Below are 18,919 nucleotides of genomic sequence, written 5' to 3' on the forward strand. Positions count from 1 at the left end.
ATTCAGAAATTTGCTGTGTTGGTGAGGTGGACAAATGGCAAAATAAAACGGACATACAAGCAGATAATGCTTTTAGTATAGAAATTCCGACTTTACTTTTTCCGTACTTGTTTAAGCAAAAAAGCTTCTACCTTTACTAAGATAGCAGCTTTGATGAAGAGTTATTTTAATTTTAATACCGCCACATTCTCCACATGCGTAGTATGCGGAAACATATCAACAGGCTGAACTTCAACGGTCTCATAGCCGCCTTTTTCTAAAATAGCTAGGTCACGTGCGAGAGTTGCTGGTCCGCATGAAACATAGACAACTTTTTCCGGCTTCATGTCAATGATGGTATTCAAAAGAGCTTCGTCGCATCCTTTTCGCGGCGGATCTACGACGATGACGTCTGCTTTGATGCCTTGTTTGTACCAGTTTGGAATGACGACTTCTGCTTCGCCTACTTCAAATTCAGCGTTGTGAATACCGTTTAGCTCAGCGTTGCGCTTTGCATCTTCAATCGCTTCAGGCACGATTTCAACGCCATATACTTTTTTCGCTTTTTGAGCGAGAAATAATGAGATTGTTCCGATTCCACAGTAAGCGTCAATTACCGTTTCTTCTCCTGTTAAATCTGCATACTCAAGCGCTTTGTCATAAAGCACTTTTGTTTGCTCAGGGTTTACCTGGTAAAATGATTTTGCTGAAATGGCAAATTTAACGTCGCCGATATAATCGTAAATATATTCTTCTCCCCAAAGTACGTTCGTTTGGTTACCTAAAATGACGTTTGTGCGCTTGCTGTTTACGTTTTGAACAATTGATTTCACGTTCGGCACGGCTTCGATAATGTCTTCTATAATACGCTTTTTGTTTGGCAACTCAGCTGTACGAGTCACAATGACAACCATGATTTCACCCGTTACAAGTCCATAGCGCGCCATGATATGACGAAGTGAGCCTTTATGTTTTTGTTCTTGATAAGCAGAAACGCCATGCTTTTCACAGATTGATTTGACAGCTTGAACAACATCATCATTTGCCTGCTGCTGAATCAAACAGGCATCCATGTTAATGATGTCGTGGCTTCGCTGCTGGTAAAACCCAGCGACCAAACCGCCTTCTCGTTCTGCTACGGGAACTTGAGCTTTGTTTCGATAGCGCCAAGGATCGTCCATTCCTAGCGTCGAATGTACCGGAACGTCAGGTAAATGGCCAATTCGCGCCATGACGTCTTTTACTTGCTTTTGTTTAAATTGCAGCTGCCCTTCATAGTTTACATGCTGCAGCTGACAGCCTCCGCACTGCTTGTAGACCGGACAGGGTGCTTCAACACGCTGTTCACTAATTGTATGGTGCTTGATAAGCTTGCCAAACGCATAGCCTTTTTTTACTTTAATGACTTTTACTTGGCCGCTTTCGCCGGGCAGCGCATTTTGAACGAAAACAGGAAATCCGTTCACTTTCGCTACACCCGCTCCGTCATGCGTTAAATCTTCAAACGCAACATCTATATATTCATTTTTTTCTACAGGTGGTTTTAATTTTTCCATTTATCGTTACATCCTTTTAGTCATTTGAAAATGCTGAACTGATTGTACCATAAGAGCCAAAGCCAAACAAAGAAAAGCATGAAAAAAGATCGCAATTAGGCGATCTCATTTTTTTCCATCAATTCAGCTGTTGCTTTTGGAACAAAGATTTCTACATGGCGATATAAGTTTACAAATTCTCCAGGCAATAATCCGCCGTACTCGCCATCTAGATTTAACTGCATTTTATCATTTGTATGAATTTTAACACGGTTCGCTTTTGTGTAGATAATATGAGGATCATTGATGTGTTCTCCTCGCAGCGCAAGTGTCGCAATTCGAATAAATTCAGCTAAATTTGCTTTCTTTAAAATAATTAAATCAAACATGCCGTCATCTAAAGAAGAATCTGGTGCCAGCTTTTCAAAACCGCCGACTGAGTTCGTTAAGGAAACGAGGAAGAACATAATCTCGCCGCCAAAGAATTTTCCGTCATACTCAATTTCAACAGATGTTGGTTTAATAGAAGGAAGCATTTCCATGCCTTTTAAATAGTAAGCTAGCTGTCCAAGCATTGTTTTTAACTTGCTTGGCACTTCATATGTTAATTCAGTTAAACGGCCGCCTCCGGCGATATTTACAAAGTAATGCGTTTCTCCGTCGTTTGTTACACAGCCCAAGTCAATTGGCTTTGTTACGCCTTCTACAATGACATCAATAGCGCCTTCAATCGTACGTGGCACATTAATGGCACGAGCAAAGTCGTTGGTTGTTCCAACAGGAATAATACCTAGTTGCGGACGATAGTCTTGTCCAGCGATACCGTTTACGACTTCATTGATGGTACCGTCTCCACCGGCTGCAATTACAACGTCAAAACGACGTTCTACTGCTACTTTAGCAGCTTCTGTTGCATCACCAGCGCAAGTTGTAGCATGACAAGATGTTTCGTAGCCTGCTTGCTCTAGCTTTTGCAAGACTTCCGGTAAGTTTTTCTTAAAAATTTCACGGCCCGATGTCGGGTTATAAATAATTCTCGCTCTTTTCATATTCATCATCCTAATAATGATAATTTGTCACAAATCTTTGCCTACTTTTATCAGTGAAAGAATGCCCCCTCACATTACATCATCAACAAGAGGGGGCATGAACAAACATATTATAAAGAAATTAACCTTGATATACAATATTCACGTTTCGGTTTTTATTCATACCTTCAGCGCGATCGCCCTTACTCATAATAAATGTGAGATGGATATCCACCTCACATTTAGTTATCAAATTTAGCGTTTATTAATTTCTTCTAAAAGAATTTTATTAACCATCGGTGGGTTCGCTTGGCCTTTTGAAGCTTTCATAATTTGACCAACTAAGAAGCCAATTGCACGATCCTTACCGTTTTTGAAATCTTCAATAGATTGAGGGTTTGCATCTAATGCATCTGTTACGAATTTACGTAAAGTTGCATCATCAGAAATTTGTACAAGACCTTTTTCTTTTACAATTTTCTTTGCATCTCCGCCATTTTCAATTAATTCTTTGAATACTTTTTTCGCAATTTTAGACGAAATTGTACCTTCTTGAATTAATTGAATCATACCAGCTAGACCTTCAGGTGTTAAGGCTACATCTGAAAGTTCTTTTTGTTTTGAGTTTAAGTAAGCAGAAACTTCACCCATTAACCAGTTAGAAGATAGCTTCGCGTCTCCGCCCGCAGCAAGCGTTGCTTCAAAGAAATCAGACATTTCTTTTGTTAGCGTTAATACCATTGCATCATAAGCAGGTAAGCCAAGCTCTTCTACATAGCGCTTTTTACGAGCATCTGGAAGTTCAGGAATCGAAGCACGAACGCGTTCTTTCCACTCTTCGTCGATGTGTAATTCTAATAAGTCAGGCTCTGGGAAGTAGCGGTAGTCGTCAGATCCTTCTTTTACACGCATTAGAATTGTTTCGCCCGTAGACTCGTCAAAACGGCGTGTTTCTTGCTCGATTAAGCCACCAGACAACAACACTTTTTCTTGACGAATTTCTTCGTGTTCAAGACCGCGGCGCACATAGTTAAATGAGTTTAAGTTCTTTAACTCAGCTTTTGTACCAAACTCTTCTTGTCCAACTGGACGTAAAGAAATATTGGCATCACAGCGAAGTGAACCTTCTTCCATTTTACAATCAGATACGCCTGTATATTGAATAATTGATTTTAATTTTTCTAAATAAGCATATGCTTCTTCAGGAGAACGCATATCTGCTTCTGATACAATCTCAATTAGAGGTGTACCTTGACGGTTGAAGTCTACTAGTGAATAGCCATCGCCTGTATGCGTTAGCTTACCAGCATCTTCTTCTAAATGAAGTCGGTTGATACGAATACGCTTCGTTTCACCTTTAACTTCTACTTCAATCCAACCGTTCTCGCCAATTGGTTTATCAAATTGAGAGATTTGATAAGCTTTTGGGTTATCCGGATAGAAATAGTTTTTACGGTCAAACTTTGTATCTGTTGCAATTTCACAGTTTAGCGCAAGCGCTGCTTTCATCGCAAAATCAACTGCTTCTTTGTTTAACACAGGTAATACGCCAGGATAACCTAAGTCAATTACACTTGTGTTAGCATTTGGAGCCGCACCAAATGCGTTTGGACTTGCTGAGAAAATTTTAGATTTTGTCTTAAGCTCAACGTGTACTTCAAGACCAATAATCGTTTCAAAGTTCATCTTTATCTCACCCCTTACAGTGCTGGTTTCGCTTTATGATGCTCAGTTGCTTGTTCGAATGCATGAGCAACACGATAGATTGTGCTTTCGTCGAAATGCTTACCGATAATTTGTAACCCTAATGGCAATCCATTTGATAAGCCGCAAGGCACAGAAATACCAGGTACTCCAGCAAGGTTTACTGGGATTGTTAAAATATCGTTTGCATACATTGTTAATGGATCGTCTGTTTTCTCACCAATTTTGAATGATGGAGTTGGCGTAGTTGGTCCAATGATAACGTCATAGTTTTCAAATACAGACTCAAAGTCTTGCTTAATTAACGTACGTACTTGCTGTGCTTTTTTGTAGTAAGCATCATAATAACCAGAGCTTAACGCAAACGTTCCAAGCATGATACGGCGTTTTACTTCGTTTCCAAAGCCTTCGCTTCGAGACTGCTTGTACATTTCGATTAAGTTCTCAGCATTATCTGTACGATATCCGTAGCGAACGCCGTCAAAACGAGATAAGTTAGCAGACGCTTCAGAAGAAGATAATAGATAATACGTAGCTAATGCGTATTTAGAGTGTGGAAGCGATACTTCTTCCCAAGTTGCGCCTAGTCCTTCTAACACTTTTAGTGCATCTAAAACAGACTGGCGAGCTTCTTCGCCCACACCTTCGCCTAAGTATTCTTTTGGAACAGCAATTTTAAGACCTTTTACGTCACCTGTTAAAGCAGATACATAATCCGGTACATCAACATTAGCAGAAGTAGAGTCCATTGGGTCTACGCCTGAAATTGCTTGAAGTAAGTATGCATTATCTTCAACAGAATTTGTGATTGGTCCGATTTGATCTAAAGAAGATGCAAATGCCACCAATCCGTAACGAGATACGCGACCATACGTTGGTTTTAATCCGACAACACCGCAATAAGCAGCTGGCTGACGAATTGAACCACCTGTATCAGAACCTAAAGAAAACGGAACTTCACCTGCTGCTACAGCTGCAGCTGAACCACCGCTAGATCCACCTGGTACGTAGTCTAAGTTCCATGGGTTGCGCGTTAACTGAAGACCTGAGTTTTCAGTTGAAGAACCCATTGCGAATTCATCCATATTTAATTTACCGATTGTTACCGCTTCAGCTGCCTGTAATTTTTGAACAACTGTTGCATCATAAATCGGATCAAAGTTTGCTAGAATTTTACTAGAGCAAGTTGTACGTAAATCTTTTGTGACAATATTATCTTTTACACCGATTGGCATACCAAATAATAGGCCAAATTCATCTTTTGTTTGTAGTGCTTCATCTAGCTCTTTTGCATAAGCACGAGCATTGTCTTCATTAAGCGCTAAGAACGCACCTACTTTATCATCTACTTCATTAATACGTTTATATGATTCGTCTACTAAATCTTGTACACGTACTTCTTTCTTGTGTAAAAGGCTATGTAGTTCTGAAAGTTTACGATCGAATAAAGACATCGTAAAGCCTCCTTCCTTATTCTAAAATAGTTGGCACTCGAATGTAGCCATCCTTGTGGTCTGGCGCATTTTTTACTACGTCTTCAATTGGTAAGCCTTTAGCTGGCTTATCTTCACGCATTACGTTTTTCATATTCAATACGTGAGAAGTTGGTTTTACATTTGTAGTATCTAACTCATCTAATTGTTCTGCATATGTAATAATAGCATCTAATTGTTTTGTAAATAGTTCTGCTTCGTCATCCGTCACCGCAAGTCTCGCTAAGTTTGCAACGTGTTTTACTTGATCAACAGAAATTCTTGACATGTTCCTTCACCTCCGAATATTCGTCCCACTACAATATACTGATAATACCAAACTTCACTAGCAACAGGCAACATTTCTGAGACTAGTTCCTAAAATATTAAAAACCCCGCCAGACAAGACAGGGCTTACATTTATCACTTCTATTTTATACCAAATCTATTTCATTCAAACAACATTCCATACTTTTCCTTCGTCATAAAATATTTCTCTCTTGCATAGGTATAAAATAACCTTCTTTTTAGAAAAGATAGATAGAAAGAGAAACATGCTTCAGATGAACACACCACCATGTTTTAATTTCACTAGTCTTTGGGAAAGTAAAGAAAACGCATAACTACTTTACCGTAAAAGAGGTGCTATAAAGATTGAATAAAATACTTATACAGTCAGTCATCCACCAGCGCCCTGTGTATCAGCAAAGCGGAAGATGGTTTGTATTAGATGAAGAATTCAAGTGGGATATGCCCACCTTGCAGAAAGATGTTTTTGCTTGTTTAAATAAAGCCTTTCATATTCCTATAATTTTTTGCGATTCATGCGAAGCCAATAAAATTGTCTCTGCTCTTGGAGAAGAAGAAGCAGAATACCTGCAGTTTGCATCAGGCGTCTACTGGCGAGAAGTCGGTATTATATTTATTTTTAAATTTGATGACTACCTCCCGCTTGTTGAAACCATTTTTCACGAGCTGCGCCACTATATTCAAGATCACATCCCTTATTATCAGAAAGAGTTTGAGCTGGATAAAAAACGCACGTATGAAGAGCGGACAACCGAACAAGATGCATTTGCATTTGCTGCTTATTATCTTGCTAAGTTTACAAGACAAAATTCTCACGCCATTCCTTCATAGAATTAGAAAAAGACACTGCTTGAGCAGTGTCTTTTTTTGCTTACTCTTCGTAAATATGAACGAACGGCTTGTCTTCATCTGCTTTTCTAACAATGAGAGCTTCCGGTCCGCTTACTGAGTTAATAGAGATACTCGTTTCCATATATGAAGGGAAATGATCAAGCATTAAACCAGCAACGTACTGAGTAAATCCTACAATTTCACCTTTTCCGTAAAATTGTACGGGAATATCAATCGTCATTTTTTGAAGCTGTCCATCTTTGTAATACCCTTTCCCTACTACGCTTGTAAAGTTCGGGAAATAGTCTTCGATTTGCGCTTTAAACTCATCAAATTTCATCGCATCATCTCGGTGATCTTTTGTTGCATCTGATGATGGGAATAAATAATATTGCTCATCTAAATTATCCCAGCTGCCAACGGCCGTATCATTTGAACCTGCATTTCCGGCAGCTATAAAGTTACCCGGTGTTAAAGAGGACTTAGCACTTTGTTTGAATAATGCTACTCGAACTGGCACATTTTCTAAGCCTTTGATGTTGCGCATACGCTTAACAATCTCATCTGCCATTTGCTTTCCTTGGGCTTCAATCTCTTTATTTGTAAGCTTCACTTCACGGGCATAACCATTTTCTTCTGTATAATAATGAACGGAATTCATCGCCAGGCCAATTGTGACGCCTCCAAGTTTTACCTTGTCGTCTCCGTCTTGAATAAGGTAATCTTGCTCAGTAATGTTCGCTAAGTACATTGGACTTGTTTCATTACGAGTTTTCAAATCGCCTTTTTCTGTATCAATTGGGTTTAATCCATTGTTTTTAAGCTTCTTTTTCGCCGTCTCATCTTTTGTTTTGCTTTGAAGATCTTTAAACTGTTTATCACTCAGCTTACGGCTTAACCAAGAGCGAATAGTATCTTTATCAAGGTACTGGCCTTCTTGATACACATATTTTTTCGGAGAATAGCTATCTGTCGATAAGCGCATTAAGCCTGTTTCAAATTCTTGCGCATCCAAGCGGTTGTTTAAGTTTGCTGCTACTAAGCCTCTTGCCACTCCCGCTTTAAATGGAAGAATTGTTCGGTAATAATCATCTGAAATACTATACTTCGGAATAACTGCTTTTTCTTTCTTGTTGTTGGTTTGTTGAACAGTCTCTTTATCGTCCGAAAGATTCGGTGCACACGCTGAAGTTACAAGCATGACCGCAAGAGAAAGTAACAATATCTTTTTCAACTACACACACCTCTTATTTATTTAATTCCGTAAGTAGCCTTGCCTCATCCCATACTTCAATTTCAAGCTCATTAGCTTTTATCAGTTTGGAACCAGCCTCTTCCCCTGCCACAACAAGGTCTGTCTTTTTACTTACGCTTCCTGTGACTTTACCGCCAAGTGCTTCAATTTGTGCTTTTGCCTCATTGCGAGATAGCTGTTCAAGCTTACCTGTTAATACAACGGTTTTACCAGCAAAAACAGAATCTACATTTTCTACACTTACAAGCTTGGGTCCTTTGTATGTAAGGTTTACTCCATACTCTTTTAATTCATGTATAAGTTCTTGAACCTCTTCTTGTGTAAAGTAAGCGACAATAGCATCAGCCATTTTGGCACCAATTTCATTAATTGCCACTAATTCATCATACGTTGCTTTTGTTAACTTGTCTATGGTTTCAAAGTGCTGAGCTAACGTCTTTGCAGCTTTTGCTCCGACATGGCGAATGCCCAAACCAAAAAGCAAACGCTCAAGTGAATTTTCTTTCGATGCTTCGATGGCTTCAATCAAATTATCAGCAGATTTCTCACCCATGCGCTCAAGCTCGATTAACTGCTGTTTTGTCAGCGTATAAATATCCGCTACATCTTTAATTAACTGTTCACGAAATAATTGTGATATAACTTTTTCACCAAGTCCATCAATGTTCATCGCATTGCGGGACACGAAATGAATAAGTCCTTCACGAATTTGAGCAGGACAGCTTGGATTAATGCAGCGAAGCGCTACTTCTCCTTCTAAACGTACCAGTTCACTTTCACATTCCGGGCAGTGAGTAGGCATCGTAAATTCTTGCTCTTCTCCCGTTCGCTTCTCTTCAATCACATTCACTACTTCAGGAATAATATCTCCTGCTTTTTTCACCACAACATAATCTCCGATACGAATGTCTTTTTCACGAATCAAATCTTCATTGTGAAGAGACGCACGCTGTACCGTCGTACCTGCAACTTGAACCGGCTCCAAAATAGCTGTTGGCGTAATGACACCTGTCCGGCCTACCGTCAGCTCAATATTTACAAGCTTGGTTACAACTTCTTCAGCAGGAAACTTATAAGCAATAGCCCAGCGTGGACTTTTGGCCGTAGTGCCAAGCTCAGCCTGCTGATCAAATGAATCTACTTTTACAACAATGCCATCAATATCATAAGATAATTCTGGACGTTTCGTTTGCCAGCTTTCGATATAAGCAATCACATCATCAATGGTTTCACACGTCTGTCTTTCTTTATTTGTTTTAAAGCCAAGATCATCCAGCAGATTCAAACTTTCGCTGTGGGAGTCGATTTCTAATTCTCCTGTATCAGTCATGGCATAGACAAAGATATCTAAATTACGTTTTGCCGCAATTTTAGGATCTAGCTGACGCAGTGAGCCGGCAGCTGCGTTACGGGGGTTAGCAAACGGAATTTCATCCCTTTCCATTTTTGCTTCATTAAGTGCTTCGAATGATTTTCTCGGCATAAATGCTTCTCCGCGAACTTCCATTGATAACGGTTCTTTAATTCGCAGTGGAATCGATCGAATTGTTTTTAAGTTTTCAGTAATATTTTCACCAGTCGTACCGTCTCCGCGCGTAGCACCCAGCACTAAGTATCCATCTTCGTAGCGAAGAGATACAGCAAGGCCGTCAATTTTAAGTTCACATACATAAGAAAACTCGTCTTCAACGGCTTGGCGCACTCGGCGATCAAAATCTCGAAGGTCTTCTTCATTAAATGCATTTCCTAAACTTAGCATAGAGGTTTGATGCTGAACCTTCTCAAACGCATCGAGCACTTGGCCGCCGATGCGCTGAGTAGGTGAGTCAGCTGTTTTTAATTCTGGAAATGATTCTTCTATTTCAATTAACTCATTCATTAATTTATCGTATTCTGCATCTGGAACAGATGGCTGATCTAACACATAATATTCATAGCCATATTGATTTAATAAGTCACGTAATTCTTGAACGCGTGATTTTGCTGTTTCAAACTCCATATTCTAGCTCCTTTTCACGATTACACTTTCGTAACCGGGGCAAATTTAGCAAGCAGTCTTTTTACACCTGTAGGACTAGGAAAAGCAATGTCTAATTCTTTTGAGTCTCCTTCTCCTTTTACACTTACAACTGTACCAATTCCCCATTTTTTATGCTCGGCCTTATCTCCAACGCTCCATCCAATTGATTCACTGCCTGTTGACACAAGCTTCGTTTTTGCCACAGCCGCTTGTCGGCGCGCTGCAAACGGCGAAGCTGAAGCCCCTGAACGACCAGCAGCAGGTTTGCGCATTGCTTCATTTAAAGATTCCACAAGCTCGCTTGGGATTTCTCCAATGAAGCGGGATTTTGGATTAACGTTTGTTTTACCAAATAGTGTGCGCATTTGAGCATTTAATAAATACAATTCTTGTTCAGCACGCGTAATCCCTACGTAGGCTAAGCGTCGTTCCTCTTCCATTTCATTATCTTCGAATAATGATCGGCTATGAGGGAATACGCCTTCTTCCATACCCATTAGAAAAACAACCGGGAACTCTAGACCTTTTGCCGAGTGAAGCGTCATCAGAATCACTTGTTCGTTCTCTTCTTCTTCCTCGTCTTCAAGCTTATCGATATCAGCAACAAGTGCTAAATCGGTTAAAAATGCTACTAAGCTTTTATCTTCACTTGCTTCTTCAAACGTTTTTGTGACAGATAAAAACTCATCAATATTCTCTAAGCGGCTTTGTGCTTCAATTGTTTTTTCCACTTTAAGCGCTTCACGGTATCCTGTTCTTTCTAATACTTGTTCCACAAGCTCTGTAACAGACATATAGTCTTGCATTTGAGCTAAGTTCGAAATCATCGATTGGAAATCACGAAGGGCTTTTGTTGCTTTGCCTGTTAACCCCATTAATTCTACTTCATCCAGCGCTTTGAAAATAGAAATGTCATGAACGTTTCCGTAATTGGCCACTTTATCGACTGAAGTAGCTCCAACTCCGCGCTTTGGAACGTTCACAATACGAGCTAAGCTAATGTCATCATCTTGGTTGGCAATTAAGCGCAAGTATGCAAGCAAATCTTTAATCTCTTTGCGGTCGTAGAACTTGATGCCGCCGACAATTGTATAATTAATATTGGATTTTAACAGCACTTCCTCCATCACACGAGACTGTGCATTTGTACGATACAAAATGGCAAAATCACTGTATTTACGCTTTCCGCTGTCTACTGCTTCTTTAATTTTACGTGCTACAAACTGTGCCTCATCATGCTCACTCATTGCTTGGTAATGATAAATCTTCTGGCCTTCATCGTTTTCCGTCCATAAGTTTTTCACTTTACGATTCATATTGTTTGCAATGACGCCGTTTGCCGCAGCCAAAATCGTTTTAGTTGAACGATAATTTTGTTCAAGCAAAATAGTTTTGGCTTTTGGGTAATCTTTTTCAAATGACAAGATATTTGTAATATCAGCCCCGCGCCAGCGGTAAATAGACTGATCTGAATCCCCTACTACGCATACATTTTCAAATCTTGCAGCTAGCAAGCGAACCAGCATATACTGTGCATGATTTGTATCTTGATACTCGTCCACATGAATATATTGAAACTTGCGCTGATAGTAAGTTAACACTTCAGGAACTCGTTTAAATAGCTGAATCGTTGTCATAATCAAATCATCAAAATCGAGCGCTTGGTTTTTCTTTAAACGCTTTTCATACTCTTTGTAGACTTTGCTTACAACTTCTTCATACGGTCCCGCTGCTGTTTTATCAAATTCTTCCGCTACTTTCAGTTCATTTTTAGCTGAACTAATGCTTCCTAATAACGAGCGCGGATCGAATTTTTTTGGATCGATGTTTTGATCTTTTAAAATATTTTTAATAACGGAAAGCTGATCCGTTGAATCTAAAATCGTAAAGTTACGATTAAAGCCAATACGATCAATATCTCTTCGTAAAATACGCACGCACATCGAGTGGAACGTTGAAATCCAGATATCTTCTGCCACTCCGCCAACGATATTTGAAACACGCTCTCTCATTTCACGAGCTGCTTTGTTTGTAAAAGTAATGGCTAAAATATTCCAAGGTGCAACTTCTTTTTCTGCCATTAAAAACGCAATTCGATGCGTTAATACACGTGTTTTTCCACTTCCTGCACCGGCCATAAGTAATAGTGGTCCGTCTGTCGTTTTAACTGCCTCTTGTTGCTGAGGGTTTAATCCTGTTAATAATTTTTCACTTAAAAAATTCACGTTTTCACCGCCTATATCGAACATATATTCTCTATTCTACTTTATTTATTTTTCACTGTGCAATATTCTTTTTTACTGCTTTTACAGTTTTTAACGCTTCCGATAAATTTGTATAAATAACATTTCCTACAATAACCGTATCGGCTAGCTCTCCCATCTCACTCGCTTGCTCTTTTGTCTCAATACCTCCGCCGTAAAATAACTTCGTCTCATTTAGTGAATTTTTCACTTCTGCCACTAATTCAGGATCTCCATACGTTCCGCTGTATTCTAGATAGAAAACGGGCAAATGAAACATGCGTTCAGCCATACGAGCATACGCTACAACGTCTTCTGCATCCAAATCTGTTTTCGCTTCCGTTAGCGCAGCTACTTTTGCTTCGGGGTTAAGTACGCAGTATCCTTCTACAAAAATTTCATCCCAGTCCATGATCTCTCCGTATTCCTTCATCGCCGCGTGATGTAAATCAACAATCCACTTTGGATCCTTGCTGTTTAAAACGGTCGGAATAAAATAAGAATCAAACCCAGGTGTTACAGAGTCAATTGTTGATACTTCAAGCGCACACGGCACCGTGTAGCGGCGAATACGCATTAACAGCTGCAGTACATTGTCTAGAGTCACTCCATCAGATCCTCCGACAAGAACCGCATCCGTGCCGGATTCGCAAATTTTCTCTAAATCTGCATCTGAAATCTCTTTATTAGGATCTAATTTAAAGACATGTCTCCACTCTTTAATATCATACATATATGTTCCTCCATTTCTTTACACTTAAAAGTTCGCGCTCGTCCATTTGTTCATTATAACAAAACTAAGAGGGTGAAATGAAAGGAAAACCGAACTTTTCATCACGTTTTTTGTTTTCAAAAAATATGTATAAAAGATATGGTTTTATCCTCAAATCCCGGAAGAAAACATCACAAAAAAAGCCCATTTTGCACAAGGTTATTGTTTCTCTGCATAGGATATGCTAATATATAGCTACTAAAATTCATATGATATACGCTGAAGGATCAATAGTACTTAAATCCTCTTCACAAAGCGAACTAGGGACGGTGAGAGCCTAGAGAATGGTTTAAGGAAAAGGCAATCTGGAGTATATACAGACGAAGGTGGATACATTTTGTATCAACCAGGGTGGAACCGCGGGAAAAACTCTCGTCCCTGGGCATATTGTTGATATGCCCAGGGACGAGAGTTTTTTTGTACCCGCTCTTTTTGTTTCGCTTGAATCACTACCATTTACAGGAGGAATTAGAATGTCAAAAACAATGGATCAAATCGTATCTCACGCTAAACACCGCGGCTTTGTATTTCAAGGATCTGAAATTTACGGCGGTCTTGCAAATACATGGGATTACGGCCCGCTTGGCGTAGAATTAAAAAACAATATTAAAAAAGCATGGTGGAAAAAATTCATTCAAGAATCTCCATACAACGTTGGTTTAGACGCTGCGATTTTAATGAATCCAAAAACATGGGAAGCTTCTGGTCACTTAGGAAACTTTAATGACCCAATGATCGACTGTAAGGATTGTAAAGCCCGTCATCGTGCCGATAAATTAATTGAAGAAAAACTTCAAGAAAAAGGCATTGAAATGATCGTAGACGGCCTTTCATTTGATGCAATGGCTGACTTAATTAAAGAACATGAAATTACATGTCCTGAGTGTGATTCAGCTAACTTCACTGAAATTCGTCAATTTAACTTAATGTTCAAAACGCACCAAGGTGTAACTGAAACATCAACAAATGAAATTTACCTTCGTCCTGAAACAGCTCAAGGTATTTTCGTAAATTTTAAAAACGTTCAGCGCTCAATGCGTAAAAAGCTTCCGTTCGGTATCGGCCAAGTGGGTAAAAGCTTCCGTAACGAAATTACACCTGGTAACTTCACATTCCGTACGCGTGAATTTGAACAAATGGAACTTGAATTCTTCTGTAAACCAGGCACTGAATTAGAGTGGTTTAACTACTGGAAAGAAACATGTAACAAATGGCTTCTTTCTCTTGGTATGAAAGAAGAAAACGTTCGTCTTCGCGACCATGATGATGATGAACTTTCTCACTACAGTAATGCAACAACAGACTTTGAATACAAGTTCCCATTCGGCTGGGGAGAACTATGGGGCGTAGCTTCTCGTACAGACTATGACTTAAAGCAGCATATGGAACACTCTGGAGAAGACTTCCAATATGTTGATCAAGAAACAAACGAACGCTATGTACCTTACTGCATCGAGCCTTCTTTAGGTGCTGACCGTGTAACATTAGCTTATATGATTGATGCATATGAAGAAGAAACGTTAGAAGATGGCTCTTCTCGTACAGTTATGCAGCTTCACCCTGCTTTAGCACCATTTAAAGCTGCTGTATTGCCACTTTCTAAAAAGCTTTCTAACGAAGCTCGCGCTGTCTTTGAAGATTTAGCAAAATACTTTATGATTGACTATGATGATGCTGGTTCAATCGGTAAACGTTACCGTCGCCATGATGAAATCGGTACACCGTTCTGTATTACATTCGATTTCGATTCATTAGAAGACAATCAAGTAACAATCCGTAACCGCGACACAATGGAACAAAAACGTGTAGCAATTAGCGACCTTAAAAATATCATTGAAGAAGCAACTCAATTTTAATTAAAAAATAAGCGTATGGCTGCTTCAGCCATACGCTTTACTTTTGATTCGAATCTTCTTGAAGGCGTTCTAACACCATTTGATACGCATCGCTTCCATAATTCAAGCAGCGTTTAACACGGGAAATAGTCGCTGTGCTTGCTCCAGTTTCCGTCTCAATTTTATGGTACGTGTTGCCTTCTCTCAGCATTCTTGCTACTTCTAAGCGCTGTGCTAATGATTGAATTTCATTAACTGTACATAGGTCATCAAAAAATTGATAGCATTCTTCAAGGTTTTCTAATGATAAAATCGCTTGAAATAGCTGATCTAATTCTTTTCCTCGTAGTTTGTTGATTTGCATCGTATCGAACTCCTTTATCATTGGCTTTCTTTACTGGTTGTTTCTATCTATAAAATACAGTTTCTATATTTATTTGCACATACATTCATTCTGTATGAAGACAGCCAATTTCATACAAATTTCAAATTCCTTTGATACTTTTATATTTTAACGCATTATAGACGGAAAAAGTACTTTTTTATTCATAACATCATAAATTCCTACTGGCGTGATACGAATATAGGGCAAATGTGTAGACGAAAAGAACAGCAGTGAATAGACAGGATCATCGTGCTTGTATCCTCGCTCACCCAGCACTTTCTTGAGTTCTACCTCTCGTTTACTTAACTCCTCCATCGGCAGATTCGACATGACTCCTTTTAACGGAAGATCCAGTTCGTATACTACTTTCTCATCTTCTGTAATGACAATACCGCCTCCAATTTCTTTCATACGTTTAAATGCACACATCATATCTTTTTTCGATTTTCCAATTAAAATAAAATCACCTGTATTTGAAAATGAACTCGCCAGTCCCGATACATTTGTCGCAAATCCTTTTAACAGCGTATTGATCCGCCACTTGCCCTCTCGGTCCACCAGCACTAAAAAACTTTCATCATGATCAGAGGCTAATACATCTCCGCTCACATTCAAGTGAATTGAATACGGCTCCATAATAACAGCATTTTTCATTTTCACGCCTACTGGCATTGAAAATTGAAAATCGTCCATCGTTAAATCAAAGTCCAACTTTAACGGTGAAAAACCAAACTTTTCCCAAGGAAATTCTACTGAGGCTAATGCTTGTTCTTTGCCTTCTTTTTTCATCCACTTTCCTTTTGCTAGCACAGAGACCGGAGTAGGCCGCATAGGATTTTCTAAAATATTAATATTAGCCACACAGCCTGTTGCTACATGCCCGTGCAAATGTTCCATGTTATAATAGCGAGCAATATTTACAGACACCATATTATAAGCATCTAACACGGGAACCCCTTCTGAAATAGCTAATGTAATTAACATATCTGACACGCCATTTTGGTAAAAAGAAGGCGGAGAACCGTCTGTATTCATCGTAATATGGTCAAAATAATCTACCTGCAGCTCTTTTAACTCCTGCAGCAATTTTGGCAAATCCGGCCGAATTGAAGAGTGGCGCAAAGCAACGTCATAGCCTTGTGTTAACCGAGCAACAACATCTTCCCCAGTCATAGACTCATGATCGCTGTCTGCTCCGAGCAATTTCATTTTTGCCAAGGTAAATGCTGACGCCCCTGGGAAATGTCCTTCAATGTGCTTTCTCATCCGTTTTGTCTCTTGAACCCAGTGAAGCATTAAATCATCTCCGTCTAAAAGCTTCGGCCAACTTGTCAGTTCGCCTCCTTGTAAGACAGCTTCATTTTGTAGCCAAGAAGTAATGTTCGTATGTGAGAAGATGTCAGCCTCTTCATCAATTTCCGTCTGCGAATCAAATCTGCACCACCAATACAGCGATTGTGGTAACGTTTTCATTTCTTCAATCAATGAAAACGCCGTTTTTTGTTCGAGCTGTAAAGCGAGAATTAAATTATCATTAAACAAAGTCGTTGTTCCGTGCTTGGCTGCATATTGGGAAAAAGTCTGGGGATTATATAACTGAAACGGGTGAACATGCGGCTCAATATACCCAGGAACCACATATTTCTCACTGCAGTCTATAATCTCTGTAGAAGCGTCTGTGTGCTTAGGCATCTCTGAGCCGACGTATACAATACGATCTTGGTAAACCCAAATATGTGCTTTTTTCCACTGCTTCATTCGAGCGTTCAAATATGTTGCATCTTTTAAGACAATAGTTGGTGCTTTTTGACCGTTTAATACTAAGAGCTGCTGTCTAATATGTTTGCTTTTCCAGCGGTATCTTTGTTCCGGCATGCTAAATTCCCCCTAATTTACTATGTATTTTTATCGTAACATATCCGTGATGTAAACGCATTCAGAAACTGTTATTAATTTTATGAATAAAGGTGATAAAACATGAAACCAAATATCGGTATTGTTAACGCATTAATTCGACTTACACTGGGCTTTACCCTTCTTTCTTGGACAACATCTCGTTTATCTCGCAGACCGTACAAAGATTCATACATCTTCTTAGGGTTAATGGGAGCTTTAAAAGTGGCAGAAGGCATCACGCGTTTTTGCCCTCTTACGTACGCATATGATTCATGTCAAAAACATGATGAACATGAATACCATCCAAATGGAAATGAAGAAACGTATAATCCTTCATAAGGTAAAAAGGAGAGCCGGAGCTCTCCTTTTTTATTTTAAAGCTGCTTTTGTTAATGCACGATGGCCGATGTCTTTGCGGTAGAAAAAGCCTTTTTCTACATCGATATGAGCCATTTGTTTGTATACTTCTTGCTGCGCTTCTTGAAGAGTTGCACCTTTAGCACCTACTAATAGAACACGGCCGCCGTTTGAAACGTATGTGTCGTTTTCTAAAGCTGTACCAGCGTGGAAAACAAGCGCGTCTTCACTAATCGCATCCAAACCGTTAATTGGCGCACCCTTTTGATAATCTTCTGGATAGCCTGCTGCTGCTAATACGATTCCGATAGCCGCTTCATCATCCCATTCAATTTCTACTTTTTCTTCTTTCAAAATGCGAAGAAGCACATCTACTAAATCGCTTTTCATACGCGGCAGTACGACCTGTGTTTCAGGATCTCCAAAACGCGCATTAAATTCAATAACTTTTGGTCCTTTTTGTGTTTGAATCAGACCAGCATATAGAATTCCTGTATACTCACAGCCTTCTTCAGCTAATCCTTTAGCCATTGGAAGTAAGATGTTTTCTACAGCCTCTTGTACTTCTGCATCACTGATTTGCGGAACAGGAGAATAAGCTCCCATGCCTCCTGTGTTCGGACCTTGATCGCCGTCAAAAGCACGCTTATGATCTTGTGCAATTACCATTGGATATACATTTGTACCGCGTACAAATGCCATTAATGAAAATTCTTCACCATCCAAAAATTCTTCTACAACTACTTTTGCACTTGCTTCTTTAAATTTTTGGTCAACTAGAAAATCACGTAATGTATCTACAGCTTCTTCCACTGTTAAAGCAACAGTTACACCTTTACCAGCCGCTAAGCCGTCTGCTTTAATAACAATTGGAGCGCCTTGCTTTTCCACATATGCTTTTGCTTCCTCGTAAGACGTAAATGTTTCATACGCTGCGGTTGGAATATCATACTTTTTCATGAGCTCTTTTGCAAAGCTTTTGCTTCCTTCAATCATCGCTGCTTGTTTGCGCGGTCCAAAGACTAGAAGACCTTCTTGTTCAAATCGATCAACAATGCCTTCAATTAGCGGATTTTCTGGTCCAACAATTGTTAATCCAATCTTGTTTTCTTTTGCAAATAGCACAAGCTCTTCTTGGCTGCTTTCATCGATTGGTACAATCGTTGCCACATCTCTCATGCCCGGATTTCCTGGTGCTACAAACACTTCGTTAACAAGTGGACTTTTTGAAGCTTTCCATGCAATTGTATGCTCTCTTCCGCCTTTTCCAATAACTAAAACATTCACGTTCTTCACCT

15 protein-coding genes are annotated in these 18,919 nt (G+C 39.5%); 3 read left to right on the forward strand and 12 right to left on the reverse strand.

Annotation, left to right across the window (positions count from 1 at the left end):
- Nucleotides 1-161 precede the first annotated feature (161 nt).
- The 5 genes from rlmD to gatC form a co-directional block, all read right to left on the reverse strand.
- Nucleotides 162-1,535, reverse strand: a complete 1,374-nt coding sequence (rlmD, locus tag POF52_RS23330) for a 23S rRNA (uracil(1939)-C(5))-methyltransferase RlmD (RefSeq protein ID WP_271995282.1) — start codon at nucleotides 1,533-1,535, stop codon at nucleotides 162-164.
- A 95-nt stretch (nucleotides 1,536-1,630) separates the two neighbouring features.
- Nucleotides 1,631-2,563: a diacylglycerol kinase gene (locus POF52_RS23335; RefSeq protein ID WP_016762783.1), complete on the reverse strand. Its 933-nt coding sequence runs from the start codon at nucleotides 2,561-2,563 to the stop codon at nucleotides 1,631-1,633.
- A 234-nt stretch (nucleotides 2,564-2,797) separates the two neighbouring features.
- Complete coding sequence (gatB, locus tag POF52_RS23340) at nucleotides 2,798-4,228, reverse strand: Asp-tRNA(Asn)/Glu-tRNA(Gln) amidotransferase subunit GatB (RefSeq protein ID WP_221816195.1); 1,431 nt, start codon at nucleotides 4,226-4,228, stop codon at nucleotides 2,798-2,800.
- 14 nt (nucleotides 4,229-4,242) lie between these two features.
- Nucleotides 4,243-5,700 carry an Asp-tRNA(Asn)/Glu-tRNA(Gln) amidotransferase subunit GatA gene (gene gatA / locus POF52_RS23345; RefSeq protein ID WP_013055056.1) on the reverse strand — a complete coding sequence of 486 codons (1,458 nt, stop codon included), beginning with the start codon at nucleotides 5,698-5,700 and terminating at the stop codon, nucleotides 4,243-4,245.
- Nucleotides 5,701-5,716: 16 nt separating this feature from the next.
- On the reverse strand, nucleotides 5,717-6,007 hold the full coding sequence (gene gatC, locus POF52_RS23350; RefSeq protein ID WP_016762781.1) for an Asp-tRNA(Asn)/Glu-tRNA(Gln) amidotransferase subunit GatC: 291 nt from the start codon (nucleotides 6,005-6,007) through the stop codon (nucleotides 5,717-5,719).
- Nucleotides 6,008-6,372: 365 nt separating this feature from the next.
- Between gatC and POF52_RS23355 the strand changes: the two genes are divergently transcribed.
- Nucleotides 6,373-6,858 (forward strand): DUF3920 family protein, encoded by a 486-nt coding sequence (locus POF52_RS23355; protein WP_176585538.1) that lies wholly within the window; start codon nucleotides 6,373-6,375, stop codon nucleotides 6,856-6,858.
- 40 nt (nucleotides 6,859-6,898) lie between these two features.
- Here POF52_RS23355 and POF52_RS23360 read toward each other — a convergent pair whose 3' ends face one another.
- From POF52_RS23360 to POF52_RS23375, 4 genes are read right to left on the reverse strand one after another with little or no spacing between them, the layout of a single operon-like run.
- Nucleotides 6,899-8,092 (reverse strand): CamS family sex pheromone protein, encoded by a 1,194-nt coding sequence (locus tag POF52_RS23360; RefSeq protein ID WP_074896808.1) that lies wholly within the window; start codon nucleotides 8,090-8,092, stop codon nucleotides 6,899-6,901.
- Between the two features lie 13 nt (nucleotides 8,093-8,105).
- Nucleotides 8,106-10,112, reverse strand: coding sequence for an NAD-dependent DNA ligase LigA (gene ligA / locus POF52_RS23365; protein ID WP_271995287.1), 2,007 nt, complete (start codon nucleotides 10,110-10,112; stop codon nucleotides 8,106-8,108).
- A gap of 20 nt (nucleotides 10,113-10,132) precedes the next feature.
- A complete protein-coding gene (gene pcrA / locus POF52_RS23370) occupies nucleotides 10,133-12,358 on the reverse strand; it encodes a DNA helicase PcrA (protein ID WP_026106486.1) in 2,226 nt (741 codons plus the stop codon).
- Between the two features lie 52 nt (nucleotides 12,359-12,410).
- A complete protein-coding gene (locus POF52_RS23375) occupies nucleotides 12,411-13,109 on the reverse strand; it encodes a heptaprenylglyceryl phosphate synthase (RefSeq protein WP_016762776.1) in 699 nt (232 codons plus the stop codon).
- A gap of 512 nt (nucleotides 13,110-13,621) precedes the next feature.
- On the opposite strand from POF52_RS23375, the gene POF52_RS23380 reads away from it, so the two are divergent.
- Nucleotides 13,622-15,004: a glycine--tRNA ligase gene (locus POF52_RS23380; RefSeq protein WP_271995290.1), complete on the forward strand. Its 1,383-nt coding sequence runs from the start codon at nucleotides 13,622-13,624 to the stop codon at nucleotides 15,002-15,004.
- Between the two features lie 37 nt (nucleotides 15,005-15,041).
- On the opposite strand, the gene POF52_RS23385 is transcribed toward POF52_RS23380, so the two are convergent.
- Both POF52_RS23385 and POF52_RS23390 read right to left on the reverse strand, forming a co-directional pair.
- Nucleotides 15,042-15,347: a YerC/YecD family TrpR-related protein gene (locus tag POF52_RS23385; RefSeq protein ID WP_013081447.1), complete on the reverse strand. Its 306-nt coding sequence runs from the start codon at nucleotides 15,345-15,347 to the stop codon at nucleotides 15,042-15,044.
- Between the two features lie 147 nt (nucleotides 15,348-15,494).
- Nucleotides 15,495-17,243 carry an adenine deaminase C-terminal domain-containing protein gene (locus tag POF52_RS23390; RefSeq protein ID WP_271995292.1) on the reverse strand — a complete coding sequence of 583 codons (1,749 nt, stop codon included), beginning with the start codon at nucleotides 17,241-17,243 and terminating at the stop codon, nucleotides 15,495-15,497.
- Nucleotides 17,244-17,345: 102 nt separating this feature from the next.
- On the opposite strand from POF52_RS23390, the gene POF52_RS23395 reads away from it, so the two are divergent.
- Nucleotides 17,346-17,603, forward strand: a complete 258-nt coding sequence (locus tag POF52_RS23395; protein WP_013081445.1) for a YgaP family membrane protein — start codon at nucleotides 17,346-17,348, stop codon at nucleotides 17,601-17,603.
- Nucleotides 17,604-17,633: 30 nt separating this feature from the next.
- Here POF52_RS23395 and purD read toward each other — a convergent pair whose 3' ends face one another.
- Complete coding sequence (gene purD / locus POF52_RS23400) at nucleotides 17,634-18,908, reverse strand: phosphoribosylamine--glycine ligase (RefSeq protein WP_271995295.1); 1,275 nt, start codon at nucleotides 18,906-18,908, stop codon at nucleotides 17,634-17,636.
- Nucleotides 18,909-18,919: the final 11 nt, after the last annotated feature.

It is taken from the genome of Priestia sp. AB (assembly GCF_028369225.1).
GTDB lineage: Bacteria > Bacillota > Bacilli > Bacillales > Bacillaceae_H > Priestia > Priestia megaterium.

Excerpts from the sequence above, each read along its gene's own strand:
- POF52_RS23395 (WP_013081445.1), top strand. The coding sequence starts at position 17,346 with ATGAAACCAAATATCGGTATTGTTAACGCATTAATTCGACTTACACTG.
- gatA (WP_013055056.1), bottom strand. The coding sequence starts at position 5,700 with ATGTCTTTATTCGATCGTAAACTTTCAGAACTACATAGCCTTTTACAC.
- POF52_RS23375 (WP_016762776.1), bottom strand. The coding sequence starts at position 13,109 with ATGTATGATATTAAAGAGTGGAGACATGTCTTTAAATTAGATCCTAAT.
- rlmD (WP_271995282.1), bottom strand. The coding sequence starts at position 1,535 with ATGGAAAAATTAAAACCACCTGTAGAAAAAAATGAATATATAGATGTT.
- POF52_RS23380 (WP_271995290.1), top strand. The coding sequence starts at position 13,622 with ATGTCAAAAACAATGGATCAAATCGTATCTCACGCTAAACACCGCGGC.
- gatC (WP_016762781.1), bottom strand. The coding sequence starts at position 6,007 with ATGTCAAGAATTTCTGTTGATCAAGTAAAACACGTTGCAAACTTAGCG.
- ligA (WP_271995287.1), bottom strand. The coding sequence starts at position 10,112 with ATGGAGTTTGAAACAGCAAAATCACGCGTTCAAGAATTACGTGACTTA.
- POF52_RS23390 (WP_271995292.1), bottom strand. The coding sequence starts at position 17,243 with ATGCCGGAACAAAGATACCGCTGGAAAAGCAAACATATTAGACAGCAG.
- POF52_RS23335 (WP_016762783.1), bottom strand. The coding sequence starts at position 2,563 with ATGAAAAGAGCGAGAATTATTTATAACCCGACATCGGGCCGTGAAATT.
- gatB (WP_221816195.1), bottom strand. The coding sequence starts at position 4,228 with ATGAACTTTGAAACGATTATTGGTCTTGAAGTACACGTTGAGCTTAAG.
- POF52_RS23385 (WP_013081447.1), bottom strand. The coding sequence starts at position 15,347 with ATGCAAATCAACAAACTACGAGGAAAAGAATTAGATCAGCTATTTCAA.